Here is a 19,565-nt window from a genome sequence, read left to right as displayed (position 1 = left end):
AGGTTCAGTCGAATGAAGTGGCTTAAACAACTCCAATCCCTTCACACGAAACTAGTCATTGTATATGTCTTACTGATTATTATTGGTATGCAAATTATTGGTTTGTATTTTACTAATAGTTTGGAAAAGGAATTATTAGATAACTTTAAAAAGAATATTACGCAATATGCGAAACAATTAGATGTAAGCATTGAGAAAGTTTATAACGAAAAAGGTTCGGTTAACGCTCAGAAAGATATTCAAAATCTTTTGAGCGAGTATGCCAACCGTCAAGAAATTGGTGAAATTCGTTTTTTAGACAAAGATCAAATTATTATGGCGACGACGAAGCAGTCTAACCGCGATCTTATCAATCAAAAGGCAAACGATAGCTCTGTTCAAAAGGCATTATCACTAGGTCAAAGTAATAACCATATGGTATTGAAAGACTATGGTAATGGTAAAGAAAGGGTTTGGGTATATAACATACCTGTTAAAGCTGATAAACAAACGATAGGCAATATTTACATAGAATCGAAAATTAATGACGTATACAATCAACTGAATAATATTAATCAAATCTTTATTGTAGGTACCGCTATTTCGTTATTTATTACCGTCATACTCGGTTTCTTTATTGCACGAACGATAACCAAACCGATTACCGATATGCGTAACCAGACAGTTGAGATGTCTAAAGGTAACTATACCCAACGTGTTAAAATTTATGGTAATGACGAAATCGGTGAACTTGCACTCGCATTCAATAATTTATCCAAACGAGTTCAAGAAGCACAAGCGAATACGGAAAGTGAGAAACGCCGTCTAGACTCTGTTATCACACATATGAGTGACGGTATCTTAGCAACAGATAGACGTGGTCGTGTACGTATCGCCAATGATATGGCACTTAAAATGCTAGGTATGGCTAAAGAAGACCTTATCGGCTACTATATGTTAAGTGTTTTAAACTTAGAAGAAGAATTCTCACTAGAAGAAATTAATGAAAATAACGACAGCTTCTTATTAGACATTAATGAAGAAGAAGGCATCATTGCACGTGTTAACTTCAGTACAATTGTGCAAGAAACAGGCTTTGTAACAGGTTATATTGCTGTACTTCATGATGTAACAGAACAACAACAAGTAGAACGTGAACGTCGTGAGTTCGTTGCTAACGTGTCACACGAACTACGTACACCATTAACATCTATGAATAGTTATATCGAAGCACTAGAAGAAGGTGCTTGGAAAGACGATGATTTAGCACCACAATTCTTATCAGTTACACGTGAAGAAACTGAACGTATGATTCGACTCGTTAATGACTTACTTCAATTATCTAAAATGGATAATGAATCAGATCAAATTACGAAAGAAATTGTCGACTTTAACATGTTTATTAACAAGATTATTAATCGACATGAAATGTCAGCTAAAGATACAACATTCGTACGCGAAATTCCACAGCAAACCATTTTTGCTGAAATAGATCCAGATAAGATGACACAAGTATTTGATAACGTCATTACGAATGCAATGAAATATTCACGTGGTGATAAACGCGTTGAGTTCCACGTGAAACAAAATGCACTTTACAATAGAATGACGATTCGTATCAAAGATAATGGTATCGGTATTCCTATTAATAAAGTAGATAAAATCTTTGATAGATTCTACCGTGTCGACAAAGCACGTACACGTAAAATGGGTGGTACAGGTCTTGGATTAGCAATTTCTAAAGAGATTGTTGAGGCACACAACGGCCGTATTTGGGCAAATAGTGTCGAAGGACAAGGTACATCTATCTTCATTACCCTACCATGTGAAATTATTGAAGATGGTGATTGGGATGAATAGTAAAGAATACATCAAAACGATTATCCTGATACTACTTGTATTAATGAGTATCGTTTTAACTTATATGGTATGGAACTTCTCACCTGATCTATCAAATGCAGATAGTACGTCATCAGATAATAAGAAAGATAATTCTAAACCTATTGGAAAACCAATGAGTGCGAAAATGGATAAAACCATCACACCATTTCAAATCGTTCAATCTAATGGCGATAAAACAAAAGGTATGCCAGCAACAGGTCATGCAGTATCTCAAATCTTAAGCCCATTAAAAGATAAAAATGTTGATTCAGTACAACATTTAAAACGAAATCATAACTTAATTATTCCTGAATTAAGCGATAACTTTATTGTTCTTGATTTCACATATGATTTACCGTTATCAACTTACTTAAGCCAAGTATTAAACATAGATGCTAAGACACCTAATCATTTTAACTTTAATCGACTACTTATTGATCAAGATCAAGAAGGTCATGTGATATTATATGCGATTAGTAAAGATAGACATCAGGTTGTTAAGATGAAGACATCTGTTAAAGGTAAAGATGTGAATCAATCATTAAAAAATCTTAGCTCAGAAATGCAAAAGTATACAGAAATCATTACCAATAAAGATACGATTGATAAAGCAACACATATTTTTGCACCAGATAAACCTAAAGATCTCAAATGTTATCGTATGGTATTTAATACGATTAATGTAGAAAAAATGAATTCTGTATTATTTAACGATTCAACGATCGTCCGTAGTTCTCAAAGTGGCTTGACGACGTACAATAATAATACAGGTGTTGCTAACTATAACGATAAGAGTGAGAAATACCATTATAGAAACTTGTCCGAAGATGAGAAAAGTTCTACCAATATGGAAGAAACAATTGGAGGTACATTCGAATTTATCAATGGACATGGTGGTTTCTTAGACGAAGATTATAGATTGTTTAGCACTGATAATATGAGTGGTGAATTAACGTATCAACGCTTCTTAAATGGTTACCCTACGTTCAATACTCAAAAATTAAATGAAATTCAAGTGACATGGGGCGATAAAGGTGTATTTGATTACAAACGCTCATTATTAAGAACAGATGTCATATTGAATAGTGGCGATAAAAAGTCATTACAAAGTGCAGAATCAGTACGCTCAGCACTTGCTAACAATAATAGTATTGATTTTGAACGTGTATCCAATATAGCAGTCGGTTACAATATGGATGACCGACCTAAAAATGATGATATTGAAGTACAACGTAATAGCGAATTTACGCCTCAATGGTATGTCGAATATGACGGCAAATGGTATGCATTTAAAGATGGGGGGCTAGAATAAATGAACTGGAAACTGACAAAAACACTATTCATTTTCGTATTTATTCTCGTCAACATCTTCTTAGTTGCTATTTATATAGATAAAGTTAATAAATCACAGATTAATGAAGCGGTAAGTGATAATCGTGTTAACTTCCAACAAGAAGAGATTAAGGTCCCCACTGACGTCTTAAATAAAGATGTGAAAGATACAGAAATGCAACAGATTACTGCCCAGTCTAAAAACTTTTCAAGTTATGCTAAAAAACATTCAAGCTTGAATACATCTGATTCTGGAAAGGTACTTAATGGTGAGATAGATAGTACAGTCAATGTGAGTGATAGTAATTTAAAAGAGATTAAGAATTATATGAAAGATAATATATTTGATGGTAAAAATTATCAGTTGAGTAAGATGAATTCTGATTCAATGACTTTTGAACAAACTTACAATGGCTATCCTATAATGAACAATAGTAAAGCACTATTGAAGTTCAATATTAATGATCATAAAGCATCTAGCTACAAACAAACAATGATGAATGATATTCAAGCAGCTAAAGGTTCAAATAGTAGTAAAAGCCAAGTGATAGGCCCTAGAAAAGCAATAGAAGCCCTATACTTCAATCGATATCTTAAACGTCATGATGAAGTTATAGACGCACGATTAGGCTACTATTCAGTTGTTAAAGAAACAAATGTTCAGTTATTACAACCTAACTGGGAAATCAAAGTTAAACACAACGGCAAAGACAAAACAAAAACATACTACGTCGAAGCCACAAGTACCAACCCTAAAGTTATAGATAAGTAGTAAAAGGTCTGTAGAAAAGCGCTTAGAGTTTGAGCAGAATCGAAACGGAGAGCAAAATTGTTTCTCAAATTTTGTCGAGCCGTGAGAACTTCTGCCGAGAACTCTGCTTTTCGAAAGCCGTCAATCACAGATTTGCTATTGTTAGTCTTGCCCCGGCAAGGATGACTAGATTAGTAACTAGTCAAAGACGAAGTTAATGATCAGTCAGCTACTGCCAGGTCTGTAGAAAAGCGTTTAGAGCTTTAGCTCAGGCGAACCTTTAAAAGTAATACTTCGTATTGTAGGGGCTCCCTTTCCCAGGGTACAGTTTCAGCCAGAAATACTGCACAGATAAATCTGTGATTATTTCTAAGGTCTTCAACTAGTACTGTTCCCTCGGGAGTTTCGCCATAAATACTTCGTATTAATATATAAGTTTAACTGTCTACAAAGGTTTGTACTTTGTAGGCAGTTTTTATGTGGTTACTCGTATATTGCATTAGTGTTTCGTTAATTAAATAGAGCATAGGAAAAATTTAATTTATCAATATACCGGTAGTTTAATAAACGGAGTATTGGCAGATTAATGTCATAATTGGTATAGTATAATATAAGCTATTTTAAGAACGGGTGGTTTCAGTACATAACTGAAATCAAAAAGTTAATCAATTAATAAAGAAAAATACAAAAATGATACGGAAGGCACTCTTACGTCACTAAGAGGGATGAGTGCTATATTAGAAAGGATGAGCCGCTTGATACGCATGAGTGTATTAGCGAGTGGTAGTACGGGCAATGCCACATATGTAGAAAATGAAAAAGGAAGTATTCTTGTTGATGTTGGTCTAACAGGTAAGAAGATGGAAGAACTTTTTGGCCAAATCGACCGCAACATCAAAGATTTAAATGGTATTTTAGTTACACATGAACACATTGACCATATTAAAGGTCTAGGCGTGTTAGCACGTAAATATAACTTACCTATTTATGCGAATGAAAATACATGGAAAGCAATAGAAAAGAAAGATAGTCGCATTCCAATGGATCAAAAGTTCATATTCAACCCTTATGAAACACAATCAATTGCAGGATTTGATATAGAGTCATTTAACGTGTCACACGATGCGATTGATCCTCAATTTTACATTTTCCATAATGATCATAAGAAGTTTACGATTTTAACAGATACAGGTTATGTTTCAGACAGAATGAAAGGCATGATTCAAGGTAGTGATGCCTTCATCTTTGAAAGTAACCATGATGTGGATATGTTACGCATGTGTCGTTATCCATGGAAGACAAAACAACGTATTTTAGGAGATATGGGACACGTATCTAATGAAGATGCTGGTTTAGCGATGACAGATGTGATTACAGGTAATACGAAACGTATTTACCTATCTCATTTATCTCAAGATAATAATATGAAGGACTTAGCACGTATGAGTGTTGGACAAGTGTTAAATCAACATGATATTGATACTGAAAAAGAAGTCTTATTGTGTGATACAGATAAAGCACAAGCGACACCAATATATACATTATAGTTATTTTAGACAGAGCGAGACGGGAATGCCTTGCTCTTTTTTTATGTCTTTTTCTGTGGAAAAGTCATTGAAGAAGGTCTTAAAAGCGATGTTTATAAGGGATAAGTGGATAAAATAGATTAAGACTATCGTGAAGTTATCCACTGAATTGTTCATAGTTATCCAGAGTTGTGTACAATACACACAGAAATACCCACATTGTACACATACTTATCCACAAAATAACAAGTTATTCCACAGAAATTGTGAGTAAATACTAATATTTTATAAAAATTGGGGATATAAACTGGTACAATAAGAGGGAATACTGTGAACAAGTTGATAACTTGTGGATAACTCTAATAAGTATAAGTGGAGGATAATATGAAAATCACAATTCTTTCAGTTGGAAAACTAAAAGAGAAATACTGGAAACAAGCAATTGCAGAATATGAAAAACGATTAGGTGCATACACTAAAATTGAAATAATAGAAGTGCCAGATGAAAAAGCACCTGAAAATATGAGTGACAAAGAAATTGAACAAGTAAAAGAAAAAGAAGGACAACGTTTATTAGCTAAGATCAAACCACAAGCAACGGTTATTACATTAGAAATTGAAGGTAAGATGTTGTCATCAGAAGGTCTAGCTAAAGAACTTAATCAACGCATGACACAGGGCCAAAGCGACTTTGTCTTTGTGATAGGTGGATCAAACGGACTACATCAGGACGTATTACAACGCAGTAACTATGCACTCTCATTCAGCAAAATGACCTTCCCACACCAAATGATGCGCGTTGTGTTGATTGAACAAGTGTATAGAGCATTTAAAATTATGCGAGGCGAAGCATATCATAAATGACACGGGTTATAAATTTATTAAAACAGTAATTTAAGAATTTATTGAAGACTACTAATCAAAATACAGCTAAATATTAAAAGAATTGTTAATTTAAGTGGAATTATCATAGAAAATATAAAAACATTTTGGATTATATATTAATATAGATTTTGAAATACATATTTTTAAATTATTTAATTGAATAAATTTTATTTAATGTAGTAAAATAAATATGGATACAAGATATTTATGTTTTTATTATGGGGATGAGGAGAGATTCAATAAATGGATAAAGAAATAGAATTACTTGAATTTTTAAGAGGTTATTCTGATAAAAATAATTTAACTTTAAGTTTTGAAGAATTACTTAATCTATTTAATGAACAAAAAGCACCAATTAATAATTACTTATATAGCAAAATATTTCTCGACAAAGAAAAAGGCATTAAATTCATAAATAAACTGGGATTATATTTTCCAGAACAAACTAAGCACCAGCCTAATTCTGATAAAAGTGAAGAAAATAATTCTATTTCTAAAGATGATGTAAACACATTAATTGAATCAGATGATGATTTTTTTGATGATATTACTGATTCAGATGAATTTAAAAAAATTAAAGATATTGATCTTGTCACTAAAGTTGATACTTATAAATTTAATAACTTATATTTTGAAAGATTACAAGAAAATAAAAATAATCTTGAATTAATTACTCAAATCGTTAATGCTAATCAGCAACTTGTTATGAAAATTGCCTCTAGATATCAAAAAACTGTCATAGGTTCAATTCTTGATTATGATGATTTAGTATCTAGTGGTAATTTGGGACTTTTAAAAGCATTGAACAAATTTGATCCTACTTTAGGGTATCAATTTTCAACTTATGCAACTTGGTGGATTAAACAAAAAATAACTAGAGATATTGCTGATAGAAAACATACTATCCGCTTACCAGTTCATTTAGTAGAAAGTTTAAATAAATTAAATTTTCTACTAAAAAAATATGGGGATTATTCAAAAGAAGAAATTGAAAATATTTGTACTACACAAATGGATATTACTGTAGAAAAATTATACGAATTATTGGAAATTGATGAGATATTCAATAAAAATCTTGCTTCTTTACAATCATCTGTGGGAAAAGAAAATGATACTAGTTTGGGAGAAATGATAAATAATGAACAAAATTTATATATAAATGAGAGCATTACTCCAGAAGAAATAGTAACTCGCAAAATTTTTAGATCTGAAATGGAAACTTATTTTAGACTTATCTTAAATGATAAACAAGAAGACATATTAAAAAAACGGATAGGTTGGAATGGAAATTCTAAAACTTTAGAAGAAATAGGGGTAGAATATGGAGTGACTCGTGAAAGAATAAGACAAATTGAGGCTGGAGCTATAGATAAACTGAGAAGAAAATTAGAAAAAGATGGAATTCGTAAATATTTGGAGGAACTATAATGAAACTAAAAGAGTTAATTAATAATAGAGAAGAAAAGTTTTTTGTTCTAATGGGATTTACTAACAGTGAATTATTGGATTTACCCAATAAATTATTAGATTTACCAATTTCTAACGGGGTGAATAAATATATATATAACCCAAACGAAACATTTACTTCTGATTTATTTACTCAATTCTTTAACATTGATCAAAAAAGTTGGCTTACATATGAAGAATTCTTTCTACTAAGAGGTTTTATAGAAAGTGCTATAAAAAAAGAAGATATCATATTTATTTATAACAATAAATATTTAGGTTTGTATCCTTTTAATTATTCTTTTGATGGAATTGAAAATTTTTACGAGAACCTATATTCTTCTCATAATAGTGACTTTAAAGCTAATGATATTGAAGAAAAAGTGACAGAACTTTATACTAATATAAAAAAAATTAATGACGAATACTATATTGCTTATAACACTCAGTTGTTTGAAGATTACTCAATTATTAATTTATACACTAATGAAAAAGAATTAGAATCACTAAATGAAATTGATAATGATAAATATGATTATTCTTTTGATTATAATGATAATCCTGAATCAATTATAAATTTAATAAATTTCTTAAATAAAAATGATTATAAGACAATAGTACTTACTCTTCCTTCAGAAATAAAGCAATATTTTTCAATTCTAGCAAACATTTATAATTATCATAAATTTATTTACTATATTCCTAAGGTTAAGCAAAAAATTATTCCAAGAAAAAATCAATATTTAGAAATTTTAAAAAAATATTGGGGTTATGAAAGTTTTAGAGATTTAGATATTTATGAAGATATACATACTAGAAAAATATCTAGAATTAGTCAAGCTCAAATCATAGATGAAATTGTTGAACAGATGAAAATCGCTAATAATAATGAAACACCAAAAGATATTTTTATAACTTCTTCTACTGGAGCTGGAAAGTCGATTATGTTCCAATTACCATCACTTTATATGAAACATAATGATCCTAATAATAAAAAACTGACTATAGTTATTTCTCCTCTAATAGGATTAATGAATGATCAAGTAGAAAATCTAAATAAAATAAATGTGAAAAGTGCTAAAACTATTAATTCTGGTATCTCTCCTACAGAAAAAGCAACTATAGCTAAAGATATTAAAGATGGAAAAATAGACATACTATATGTATCAATAGAAACGCTTATTAATAGAGGAGATATTCAAACGTTAATTGGGGAAAGAGAAATAGGATTATTCGTTGTAGATGAAGCTCATACTGTTACTACATGGGGGCGTACATTTAGAGTGGATTATTGGTTTATGGGGAGTTATATAAATAAGTTAAGAAAAGAATATAATTTCCCAATTGTTACATTTACTGCAACAGCTATAATTGGTGGTCCAGAAGATATGTATACCGAAATAAAACGTACTTTAAATTTAGTTTCTCCTATTCGTTACATAGGGAGTATAAAGAAAGAGAATATATTCTTAAATATAAACCCAATTAATGATCAGATTAAAAAAGAATATGGAAATGATGCTAAACAAATTAAAGATAAGTTGCTTATTTCTCGGATAGAAAAGAATATAGAAAATAAGAAAAAAACTTTAGTTTACTTCCCTACTGTAGTGAGCATAAACCAATTTAAGAATACTTTGGAATCCTATAAGCCCAAAATGTACGAAAAAGTTGCAATCTATCATGGTCAATTAAGTACTGATAATAAAACTATTAATTTCAGGAATTTTAAATCTGGTGAACAACCAGTTATTCTTGCAACCAAAGCATTTGGAATGGGCATTGATATTTCAGATATAGAAGAAGTATATCATTATGCTATTTCAGGTAATGTCTTAGATTATGTTCAAGAAATTGGGAGAGTGGCTAGAAATAAAGAACGTGGTATGGCATGTTTAGATTATATTCCTAATAAAGACTTTAATGACTTTAAAAAATTAAGAGCATTATCATCTATAAAAAAAGGTCAACTTTTATCTGTCATGGATAAAATTAAAAGTATGTATAAAGAAACTGGAAATAAACGTCATTTAACAATAAATATAGAATCTTTCAATTATATCTTTAATAATGACTTTGAAGATACCGATGATATTGAAAATAAAGTAAAGCTGGCTCTATTAACAATTGAAACTGATTTTAAACAAAAAATGAATTATCCTCCTTTTGTAACCAGACCAGATTCATTGAATAGTCAAGATTTTATTTTAGCCACTGAAGCAAATAAAAATTACTTTGAGAATTCAAAATATAAGAGTTACTTTCGTTTACTTGAAGAAATTGAAAATGCTCATTATAAATACATCTATATATTTGATACTAAAAAATACTGGAAAGAACACTATCAAACTATTTCTTTCCCACAATTTAAATACAAAGTTGGACAATCTAGTGATGAAATTAAGAGAGATCCAGTATTAAGTAAAATCAATTTTTCTTTAAGCTATAATGTCAGTTTTTCAGGTTTTTCTAGTGAAGAAAAACTTCAAAATGAACTAAATAATATTATTGGAAAAGTCGAAGATACTTTAAGGGAATTTGCATCTAAACAAATTTATTTTAGTGAAGGTGATTTAGCTCAAAAATTAGTGAATTTACAATTATCAAGAAAGAGAGAAAGCTATAGATTATCATCATTAATTATAAATACACTTATTCAAATTAATTCTATCCTTGGTTTAAGAGATATTGAGGTAGCTACAAATGAAACTTACAAAATTTCAAATAATTATGAAGATTTACTTTCTAAATTAAAAGAAACCCTTTCTTTATTAATCAACGACACTGGGAAATGTATTGAAACTAATAAAGTTAGATATTATATTTTTAAAAATAGTAACAATGATAAGATTGATTATATTAATATATTGCTCGGGTTTGCTGAAGCGTTCGGGTTAATTGACTTTGAAATAAAAGGGGGAGCAACCCCGTCTATAAACATCAGAATGAATTCAATATCTCAATTGGAAAAAGCATTGAGTAATCCTAGTAAATATCAAAATCACTTATTAGAAGATCAATTTAAGAGTTTCATTAGAAGTATTGAAATGTTTAAGTATTTATTTAGTTTACCCCGTATAGGTAAGACCTCCCGTGAAAGAATCATTAATTACACCAAACAGTTTTGGTCAATTGTTGAAGATTATTTTTTTGGGACTATTCCATCTAAAGTTGAAAGTGAAGTAAATAATAAAATATATAAGCATTAATCTTATATAAATCTCATCATTAATTGATACCTAGAAACATATCATAAATAAAAATAAGTTTTGAATACTGAAAAAATTAGGAAGTAAGCATTGTAAAATAAAATATTTGATGATAAGTCACTAAAAAGTAATTAAATTACTAATTCATAAAAAATATTGTACATAGCCTGATATATTTTTACGAATTTTATATGATGACTTTAAATTTTTAAACTTTCAATTTGAATATGTATGCTTAAAAAGTAATTTTATATTAGGGTGAAATAGTAAATAATATACATTTTTGTTTTTATAAAAAAATAAGGGTAAGACAATATAAAGTTATTCAATATTTACTTTAAAGGTGATGTTATATGGAAGTAAAAGAATTTAAAAAATGGTTAGTTGAAAAAGATTTTGATGAAGACGAATTATTTAAAGAATCTATAAAGACATATAATGCTGAAGCATATAAAGCAGCGTATTTATTTTCTTATTTAGCTTTTATGAATGTAATAAGGAATCGAATTTTAAATTATTCAAATATACCTTCTTCTTTTGAAAAAAATATTGAAAATGAAGAGTCTCGTCAAAAGAAATGGGAGAATAAATTAGAAGATTTAAGAGATGAAGAAAAATGGGAGGGAGCTTTATTCAATTTAATTAAACAACAAACTGATAAAAATATCTTTGATTTGAAACAAAGTGTAAGTGCTAGCTTTGAAGAAAAGAGAATATTAAGAAATGTTGCTGCTCATAATAAAAATAGAAAAATAGATGATAGTACTGTAAACGAATTATGGAATTTATTTGAGTATAGCATAGAGTATTTTGAAATAAATGGCTCTTATCAAACTTGGTTGGATAGGCTGAATTTAATTTCAACATTTTCTAATGAAGAAGAAGTTGAAAGAAATATTGAAAAATTGATGGAAGATTATAAGCAACTTTCAACAAGATCAAGAAAAATAATTTTCCAGAAAATTATTGAAGAATATAATAATACAACTATATTTGAAGGTAGTAATAGGTTTAAGATAATAAAAATTATTATTGAAAAATTAATAAGTAATCCAGAAGAAGACATTTATGATTTTATAGATACAATTGAACAGGATATCTTTGTTTTTTTAAATAATGATAATTATAATTTGAAGTTTAAAGAATATGAAATTAGAGCAAAAGTATTAGAGCAAAAACCTTATGAAATAGTACAAATGATAAAAGAAAGTAATTTACAGAATAAAATTAATAATTTACTAATTTTATTAAACTCAAAAGAGTATGAACAAAATTGGATTAAGATTATTGAAAAAGTTAATAAAAATAACAAAGAATTGATTAATTTTTCAGAAGATCTTTTAGATTTAATTTCTCAAAGTTTTGAATATATAAGTAATGAGTGTAAAAAATTGTTCACTTTCAAGAATTCTAATAATAAAACCCAAAGCACTGATACTGTTGATTACTTAAAATGGAGTATTTATAAATTTTATTGGATAACGGCTCTAAATATTATTATTAAGAAAAAACTTGATACAACTATAAGTATAGATATAATAAAACGAACTAAAAAACTATTAGATTTAGATTATAGTGATACTTATAATAAAAGTAATTATTTATCTATAACTGAAGATATAAAAAATAATGTTGAGAATTTAGAATATATAAAAATCTATAATTTAAATAAAGAATAAAATTTTTAATCTATTTTCAAATATGAAGGCTATTTATAAATTTTTAGAAAACTACCGATACGCTGAAGAATACCACAAATAATACTTAAATAGCTAACGCCAAACCATAATTCCTCCTAATAAAAGCTTAAAAAGTTTTAAGAAGGGTACAATGTTAAATAAGAGACATGAAGTTCTTGTCCATTATGATAACAAGCAAGTAAGCTTGTTAATCTAAAGATGAGTTGAGGTAATGTTTACCTGCTCATCTTTTTTATTTGGAGGTTAAATTTATGAAAAAAATTCTATTAACGGGCGCTTCGGGATATATCGGTAGTCATTTAATGAATAAATTAAAAGAAAACTATGAAATTATAGCTATTTCTAGAAATATAGAGAATAAATCGGATGAACACAATGTTACTTGGAAAGCTGCTGATTTATTTGATTTAAATGAAATAACTGAGGTAATGGAAGATATTGATATCGCAATCTATCTTGTCCATTCTATGATGCCTTCAGCCAAGTTAACACAGGCAAGCTTTGAAGATATGGATGCATTGTTAGCTGATAATTTTGCTAAAGCTGCGAGTTATAACAAAGTTCAACATATTGTATTTATGAGCGGTTTGATACCAGATACCAATGAATTATCCCCACATTTGAGAAGTCGTTTAGAATGTGAACAAATTTTAGGATCATATGGTGTACCAGTAAGTACGTTAAGAGCTGGATTAATTATAGGTTCTAAAGGAAGTTCTTATCCTATTTTAAAAAAATTAGTAGAAAGATTACCGGGTCTGTTATTACCAAAATGGGCTTACAATACAACATTACCAGTCGCAATAGATGATGTTATTGACGGCTTATATAAAATAGTAGAACGTACGCCAAATGAGAATGAATCAATAGATATTGGTGGTCCTAGTCATATGACTTATAAAGACCTTTTCAACCAAACCGCAGAGGTACTAGATAAACGTTTACCTACTATGGATTTACCTATTATTCCTATTTGGCTAAGTAAATATTGGGTGAAACTTATTTCTGGAGTACCAAAAGAGATGGTCTATCCGTTAATGGACAGCTTAATTCATGATATGGTTCGAGAAAGTAACCATGTAGTGGAAGGTATTTCTATAGGTAAGACGGATTATAAAGAAAGTGTGCGTATTGCTTTAGAAGAAGAAACGCATACACCAAAGAAATCGAAGTCATCACGTAAGACTGATATTAAAGACGTTAGAGCAATATCGAGGGTAGTCTTACCTCAAGATATGAATATGATTCAATTAGCAGAAGTATATGCCAATTTCTTAAATAAAATTACATTAAATGTCGTTAATAGTGATTTTGACGAAGATAACTTTACGATTACTGTGCCTTGCTTAAATAAGAAATTATTATTATTAAGAAAAGACTTTAAAGCTTCTGACAATGAAAGAATTTTATATCGAATTGTTGGTGGGGATTTTGCTTTAGATGTAGATGGCGGTAATGCGAGATTAGAGTTTAGAAGGTTGCCTAACAGTGACGAATGTATTATTGCCTTACAAGAATATAGACCAACGTTACCTTGGTGGGTCTATAAGTATACCCAAGCGAAAGTGCATAAAAGTGTAATGAACATTTTTAAATTGAAATTAGAAACTGAGAAAAATAAGAAAAATGGAGCTGTAAATATGAAAAAAATTATTTTACCTGTCGTTATCGTTGGTGCTGTTGCCTTAAATTTATATGGATTGAAGAAATATCTAGCTAGAAAAAATAACATATCTAATGCTGAATTGTAGTTGCTAGAAAAGTGAAAGTTAACGATAAAACTAAATGAAATAATTAAATCAATCAAAAAATTATAATAATGATATGCACCCCAAAGTTGGACAAAAAATCTAACCTTTGGGGTGTATTGTATTTTAGCCAAATCTAAATTACTTTTATTTATAAAGTAGGTTTTAAATACGTCTGTACCGCTTGTAGTACATTATGTTTTAAGTTGTCTTGTAATTCATCTCTATAGTTATGATAATGAACATTGAGATTTAGTGAGCGTATTTGAATAGTATCTATGACACCTGTAACTATCCCTTTTTTAGTTTTGACTTCAATGTCAGTTGGGAATCTTACTTCTCGATTTGTAATTGGTAATACCCAAACGAAATCAGTACCTTCAATGCTCATTTGATTGTTTATGACTAGGCATGTGTGTATCTAAAGAGTATTGGATATCGTTCAACAGAAACTCAATAAAAAATTACCTCCACCGTATCGCTAAGAGAGACACAGAGGCGTATCATAAGTGAAGCTAAAAGTTACTAATCTTATAAGAAAACATTAGACTTATTACAAATATTGAGTATCGATAAGTTAAAAGAGACTATGGTATAATATTACCATCAGGAGGCGATAATATGATTACAATTGATTCAAAAGTTAACAAACAAATCGCTAAAAATCTTTCACTTGAAGGCATGGATGTAACTAAGGAACAACAAAAACAAATTCTTGATGTTATTAATAATAAAAAGGAAATTACGAATGAAGTGATTCGTAAAATCGCTTTTAAATAAATGAAATATAAAGCAACTTTTCAGGACGAATATCTTATAAATTCGAACTTGCTAGGTGCCCAAACAATAGATGAATTAGAGCAACTTGAGAAAGTTGCTTTTTATATTGTTGAAGGTTTAATGCAAGAAGAGGGATACGACTTTTTGTTTCCATTATCTGTAAGTTCAATCAAGTTATTACATAAAAAACTATTCGAAAGAATATACAGTTTTGCTGGTGAGATTAGAGATGTAAGCCTTATGAAAGAAAATACGCGGTTTTGTGAACCACAGTATATTAATACAAATTTAAATAAACTCATCGAAGAATTTAAATTAGAAGATGAGTGGTCCGATATAAAGGTTGCAGCAGAGAAACTTGCTTATTATAAAATAGAGTTGAATATGATACATCCTTTTCGTGAAGGTAACGGAAGAACAATAAGGTTAATAGTTAGAGAAATAGCTAAGCTAAAAGGATATGAATGGCTTACTGATTTATTAGATCGAGAAAATTATATAGATGCAATGAAAAAATCAATTTGGAATGAAGAAGCGTTAATTAAAATATTTGAAGATACACTGTTTACATTAAAATAATCTTTATAGGTATATAGTTAGGCATGTAATAGTTTCGTTTCAAATAATACATATGTTTCAAGTTAGTAGTCATGTTGTTGGTTACAAATTAAAGCTTCCATCACAGCAAAATGACAGATGCTCTATTTTATCCACAATTCTTAATGTTACTTTTTTAGCAAAGTGAACACAAATCAGTTACTTATACTTATAGTGATTTTTCAATTCAGCCTTTAGTTTAGAAATTATATCATTTATAAAACTGAACCTAGTATATTATTTTTAATAAAAAAAAGAGGGATAGCCATGTTTAAACTAGTAGTTACAGATATGGATGGGACGTTTTTGAATTCGGAAGGTAGTTTTAATCGTGAAAAGTTTCAACAATTATCAACCCAATTAAAAGATAAGGAGATTCGTTTTGCTTTTTGTACTGGTAAGCAAAATGAGCGTGTGGATGCGATTGTTGGAGATTTAACTAATGATTTATTTATCATCGGAGATAGTGCTTCTCGAATTAAAATCAATGATATGAATATTTATGCCAAGACGTTCAGTAATCAACTGGGCCTTGAATTGATTAAGACCATTAAACATACTGATGACCAACTAGTTATTATTGTTTGTACAGAGGGCATGGCTTATGTAGAAGATACTATTTCTCAGAAAGAACGAGATAAGGTTTTAGGGTCATATGAGAAAGTAACATTTTTAGATGATTTAAATAAGATTGATAAAGATATTTTAAAAATTACTATTTTCGATACACAAGGTCAGTGTTTTGAACATGTTAAAGGTTTAGAAAAATACAACGATGACCTATATATTGTTGCTTCAGAAAAGCAATGGATAGACATCACGCATAAAGATGTTGATAAAGGGAAAACCATTCGCTTTCTTCAAAATCTACTAAATATTAGCAGTGAAGAAACAATTGTATTTGGAGATGGACTAAACGATATTCCTTTATTTGAAAATGCACGATACAAAGTTGCAATGGATAACGCCTATACTGAACTAAAAGATAAAGCTAATTTAATTTCTATTAATAATGATAGAGACGGCGTCATAGAAACATTAAATACATTGCTTGAGAACTACGAGAATTAAAAACTGCTATACAAATCAAGTTAAGGTACATTAGCCCATTACGTATCTTAGCTTGCTTTTTATCCAATAAAGAAAAACTTCAAAAATGCTCTCTCAATATTTAATCACTTTTTAGAACCTATTATTTACACATTTCCATTAACTAAAAAAGCTTAATTTTTTGTTCTTAACAAAAATATGTAAAGTGATGAAACAACAAAAAATAAATATAAAAAATATTGTGAAAACTTATTGTAATATTTGTAATAATTTCGTAATATAAAAGAGCAATAACCAATTTCAATAGGGATGTGGAAAAATTATGAATAAAATGGGTAAAGTGATTCTTTCAGCAGGTATTGTTTTAACAGCTGCAACGGTTAGTGTCGCGGGTGTAGCAACTCCAGTAACACATGCAGCAACTACTCCTCATTACACTTACAATGGTAATGCAGGTTACAACGCAAAATTTGTAACTGAAAAAGCGTTTATTAATGCATTGAAACATAATAATGTAACAATGAATAGTATTAAAGTGGATGCTAAAGCTCAAAACTTCAAAAGTGGTAGTTCATTAACATATAAAAAGAAATATGATCAACAGTTCGAATACATTAACAAAAAACCAGTTTCTGCTTCATTCTCAGTTACAAACAAATCATTGAAAGTATCTGATGTTAAAAAAGCATATGCTGGATATAAATTAAAAGAAGATAAAACACACAATGGTCTTATCTATAATGTGAATGGACAACAAATTAGCTTTAATTACAATGGCAAATATATTGAAAAAGTCATGATTGGTAAATATAACGCATAATTTTTAAAATAAAAATAGATACTAAGTATTTGTACTGGACCCCAAAGTTCAACTTTATTTAAATACACTATTTCAAAGGTTTGTTTCCTATATTGTTTAGGAAACAAGCCTTTTAATTTTCCTCTAAATAAATATAGAAATAGCTGAATATAAAAGTAATAAAGACATGACGATATTAAAAGCAGTTTGATGTTGATTTAACCATTCGTTAAGCATGCTACCCGCAAATGCCCAAACTAAGAGACAAGCCCAACCAATCAAGACGCTAATGATTAAATAAATTAGAATCCATATTGAACCAGTAACTGAAGGGATAATAAAAGCACCCATTAAAGTGATGAAAAATAATAGAGATTTCATATTAAGTACTTGAAGTACAAAACCACTTTTAAAGCTCTGATAGGCTTTAGAAGGGGCTTTACTTTTAGTTGAAGTTAAAATTTTAAAGGATAGATAAATCAAGTAAGCAAATCCTAAATATTTTAGAGGTGTCTCAATATAAACAATCCATTTACTGAATAAAAGGATGACTATATAAGAAGCTAACCCTAAAAAAGCAAATCCTGTAAGAATACCTGTAATGAACGATTTGCCACCACGTAAACCATATATTCTCGTAGCATTCATCATAAATAAATTACTTGGGCCTGGTGTGATAGAAGTAACAAAGACATATATTAAAAACGATAACACGTTGTTCGCCTACCTTTCTATGTTATTATAGTAAGGATATTAATATAAGTGAAATTAATGATAATAATATTGAAATTAATCTTACTAATATATAAAGGTGAATCGACCATGGAATTGAGACAAGTAAAAATAATTAAAACATTAATAGAAACAGGTAGCTATACCAAGACTGCCCGCAGGCTTAATTACACACAATCAAATGTGACTCAGCAAGTACAACTTTTAGAGAAAACCTTAAATCAAAAGCTATTTGATTATCGGCACAAACAACTACTTCCAACACCATTTCTTAAAGAAATCTTACCGATGATTAATCAAATTTATGATGCGGAACAACAAATCAAACAAATATCATCACATAATAATACAGTCCGTAAAGTCAGAATAGCTGCACCAGAATCATTAATGATTACGGGATTGAGTGAAGTCATTAAAAACATGATTCATAACTATCCTAATATAGATATTAATCTTCAGAATAACAGTTGCAGTATGAATCAAGAGAAGTTACTTGAGGACGAAGTAGATATTGCTTTTGTATTGAATGATGGTGTAAATCATCATAAATTGAATTCTACTTTGATTTGTGAGGAAGACATTGTTGTCGTGGCACATCAAGAAGCACCAAATCACTTTGATGAATTGTTACAGTATCGACAATACAATCATTTTGTAATTAATGAAAAAGGATCTGTATATAGAAATATGTTTGAACAAATCATACAAAATAATCAAATTGATATTATAAAAACAACCGAATTATGGAGTATAGGAGTTATCAAATCGTTGTTATTAGATAATATTGGTTTTTCATTTTTACCTTATCGTACTGTAAAAAAAGAGATTGAATCTAGACAACTTAAAGTAATTGAAACACCATTTTCTGTAGAGAAGTTAGGCTCATATATACTTACAAAGTCATATCCATGGAACAAAGATATTAATCAGCTAATGATTGAAGAGGTAACAAATTTTTTCAGTAGTAAGTAACAAAACGCCATGTTTAGATCAAACAAATTGTTTCATAAAAAGCTAAATTAATCACTAAAGTACAATAAAAATCCCTTTTGAAAGTTGTCTCATAGAATCATGGACGACCAATCAAAAGGGATTTTCTATATCATTTCATAGTTTATAAAACGAAGTTTATAGTTACGATTAAATCTTC

General features: G+C 29.3%; 15 protein-coding genes and 1 pseudogene. 14 read left to right on the top strand and 2 right to left on the bottom strand.

Annotated elements, in window-relative coordinates; all coding sequences use genetic code 11:
* Positions 1–12 precede the first annotated feature (12 nt).
* The 9 genes from walK (at position 13) to GVY01_RS11265 (ending at position 14,460) form a co-directional block, all read left to right on the top strand.
* A complete protein-coding gene (gene walK, locus GVY01_RS11305) occupies positions 13–1,839 on the top strand; it encodes a cell wall metabolism sensor histidine kinase WalK (protein ID WP_159333770.1) in 1,827 nt (608 codons plus the stop codon).
* Positions 1,832–3,172, top strand: a complete 1,341-nt coding sequence (yycH, locus tag GVY01_RS11300) for a two-component system activity regulator YycH (protein ID WP_017636742.1) — start codon at positions 1,832–1,834, stop codon at positions 3,170–3,172. Before walK ends, yycH begins: the two co-directional genes overlap by 8 nt.
* Positions 3,173–3,964, top strand: a complete 792-nt coding sequence (locus GVY01_RS11295) for a two-component system regulatory protein YycI (protein ID WP_017636743.1) — start codon at positions 3,173–3,175, stop codon at positions 3,962–3,964. It abuts the gene before it with no gap.
* A gap of 725 nt (positions 3,965–4,689) precedes the next feature.
* Positions 4,690–5,490: an MBL fold metallo-hydrolase gene (locus GVY01_RS11290; protein WP_026083453.1), complete on the top strand. Its 801-nt coding sequence runs from the start codon at positions 4,690–4,692 to the stop codon at positions 5,488–5,490.
* A gap of 363 nt (positions 5,491–5,853) precedes the next feature.
* The gene (gene rlmH, locus GVY01_RS11285; RefSeq protein WP_002466394.1) at positions 5,854–6,333 is read left to right on the top strand and encodes a 23S rRNA (pseudouridine(1915)-N(3))-methyltransferase RlmH; all 480 of its coding nucleotides are present in this window, start codon (positions 5,854–5,856) and stop codon (positions 6,331–6,333) included.
* Between the two features lie 264 nt (positions 6,334–6,597).
* Positions 6,598–7,782, top strand: a complete 1,185-nt coding sequence (locus GVY01_RS11280; RefSeq protein WP_108017020.1) for a sigma-70 family RNA polymerase sigma factor — start codon at positions 6,598–6,600, stop codon at positions 7,780–7,782.
* A complete protein-coding gene (locus GVY01_RS11275) occupies positions 7,782–11,009 on the top strand; it encodes a DEAD/DEAH box helicase (RefSeq protein WP_159333769.1) in 3,228 nt (1,075 codons plus the stop codon). The genes GVY01_RS11280 and GVY01_RS11275 overlap by 1 nt, the downstream gene beginning before the upstream one ends.
* Before the next feature lie 353 nt (positions 11,010–11,362).
* A complete protein-coding gene (locus GVY01_RS11270) occupies positions 11,363–12,688 on the top strand; it encodes a hypothetical protein (RefSeq protein ID WP_108017193.1) in 1,326 nt (441 codons plus the stop codon).
* A 272-nt stretch (positions 12,689–12,960) separates the two neighbouring features.
* Entirely contained in the window at positions 12,961–14,460 is a 1,500-nt protein-coding gene (locus GVY01_RS11265) for an NAD-dependent epimerase/dehydratase family protein (protein ID WP_017638049.1), read from the top strand.
* A 148-nt stretch (positions 14,461–14,608) separates the two neighbouring features.
* Here GVY01_RS11265 and GVY01_RS11260 read toward each other — a convergent pair.
* Positions 14,609–14,878, bottom strand: a pseudogene (locus tag GVY01_RS11260) (type II toxin-antitoxin system PemK/MazF family toxin); the annotation flags it as partial.
* 200 nt (positions 14,879–15,078) lie between these two features.
* Here GVY01_RS11260 and GVY01_RS12570 point away from each other — a divergent pair.
* The 4 genes from GVY01_RS12570 to isaB all read left to right on the top strand — a co-directional run bounded on the left by GVY01_RS12570 (position 15,079) and on the right by isaB (position 17,704).
* On the top strand, positions 15,079–15,237 hold the full coding sequence (locus GVY01_RS12570) for a hypothetical protein (protein ID WP_017638051.1): 159 nt from the start codon (positions 15,079–15,081) through the stop codon (positions 15,235–15,237).
* Positions 15,238–15,816, top strand: a complete 579-nt coding sequence (locus GVY01_RS11255; protein WP_017638052.1) for a Fic/DOC family protein — start codon at positions 15,238–15,240, stop codon at positions 15,814–15,816. It abuts the gene before it with no gap.
* A 285-nt stretch (positions 15,817–16,101) separates the two neighbouring features.
* Positions 16,102–16,905: a Cof-type HAD-IIB family hydrolase gene (locus tag GVY01_RS11250; protein WP_108017194.1), complete on the top strand. Its 804-nt coding sequence runs from the start codon at positions 16,102–16,104 to the stop codon at positions 16,903–16,905.
* Positions 16,906–17,206: 301 nt separating this feature from the next.
* A complete protein-coding gene (gene isaB, locus GVY01_RS11245) occupies positions 17,207–17,704 on the top strand; it encodes an immunodominant staphylococcal antigen IsaB family protein (RefSeq protein WP_017638054.1) in 498 nt (165 codons plus the stop codon).
* 123 nt (positions 17,705–17,827) lie between these two features.
* Here isaB and GVY01_RS11240 read toward each other — a convergent pair whose 3' ends face one another.
* Positions 17,828–18,397, bottom strand: coding sequence for a LysE family translocator (locus tag GVY01_RS11240; protein WP_017638055.1), 570 nt, complete (start codon positions 18,395–18,397; stop codon positions 17,828–17,830).
* A gap of 108 nt (positions 18,398–18,505) precedes the next feature.
* Here GVY01_RS11240 and GVY01_RS11235 point away from each other — a divergent pair, with 108 nt between their 5' ends.
* Positions 18,506–19,387: a LysR family transcriptional regulator gene (locus GVY01_RS11235; RefSeq protein WP_017638056.1), complete on the top strand. Its 882-nt coding sequence runs from the start codon at positions 18,506–18,508 to the stop codon at positions 19,385–19,387.
* Positions 19,388–19,565 lie beyond the last annotated feature (178 nt).

Source organism: Staphylococcus sp. 8AQ (assembly GCF_902506595.1).
Lineage (GTDB): Bacteria > Bacillota > Bacilli > Staphylococcales > Staphylococcaceae > Staphylococcus > Staphylococcus pasteuri.
This window is presented reverse-complemented; position numbering and strand designations above follow the sequence as displayed.

What these genes read in the sequence shown, in the direction of transcription:
- GVY01_RS11295 (WP_017636743.1), top strand. Translation starts at nt 3,173, where the DNA reads ATGAACTGGAAACTGACAAAAACACTATTCATTTTCGTATTTATTCTC.
- GVY01_RS11255 (WP_017638052.1), top strand. Translation starts at nt 15,238, where the DNA reads ATGAAATATAAAGCAACTTTTCAGGACGAATATCTTATAAATTCGAAC.
- GVY01_RS11235 (WP_017638056.1), top strand. Translation starts at nt 18,506, where the DNA reads ATGGAATTGAGACAAGTAAAAATAATTAAAACATTAATAGAAACAGGT.
- GVY01_RS12570 (WP_017638051.1), top strand. Translation starts at nt 15,079, where the DNA reads ATGATTACAATTGATTCAAAAGTTAACAAACAAATCGCTAAAAATCTT.
- GVY01_RS11265 (WP_017638049.1), top strand. Translation starts at nt 12,961, where the DNA reads ATGAAAAAAATTCTATTAACGGGCGCTTCGGGATATATCGGTAGTCAT.
- GVY01_RS11270 (WP_108017193.1), top strand. Translation starts at nt 11,363, where the DNA reads ATGGAAGTAAAAGAATTTAAAAAATGGTTAGTTGAAAAAGATTTTGAT.
- walK (WP_159333770.1), top strand. Translation starts at nt 13, where the DNA reads ATGAAGTGGCTTAAACAACTCCAATCCCTTCACACGAAACTAGTCATT.
- GVY01_RS11290 (WP_026083453.1), top strand. Translation starts at nt 4,690, where the DNA reads ATGAGCCGCTTGATACGCATGAGTGTATTAGCGAGTGGTAGTACGGGC.
- rlmH (WP_002466394.1), top strand. Translation starts at nt 5,854, where the DNA reads ATGAAAATCACAATTCTTTCAGTTGGAAAACTAAAAGAGAAATACTGG.
- GVY01_RS11275 (WP_159333769.1), top strand. Translation starts at nt 7,782, where the DNA reads ATGAAACTAAAAGAGTTAATTAATAATAGAGAAGAAAAGTTTTTTGTT.
- yycH (WP_017636742.1), top strand. Translation starts at nt 1,832, where the DNA reads ATGAATAGTAAAGAATACATCAAAACGATTATCCTGATACTACTTGTA.
- GVY01_RS11280 (WP_108017020.1), top strand. Translation starts at nt 6,598, where the DNA reads ATGGATAAAGAAATAGAATTACTTGAATTTTTAAGAGGTTATTCTGAT.
- GVY01_RS11250 (WP_108017194.1), top strand. Translation starts at nt 16,102, where the DNA reads ATGTTTAAACTAGTAGTTACAGATATGGATGGGACGTTTTTGAATTCG.
- isaB (WP_017638054.1), top strand. Translation starts at nt 17,207, where the DNA reads ATGAATAAAATGGGTAAAGTGATTCTTTCAGCAGGTATTGTTTTAACA.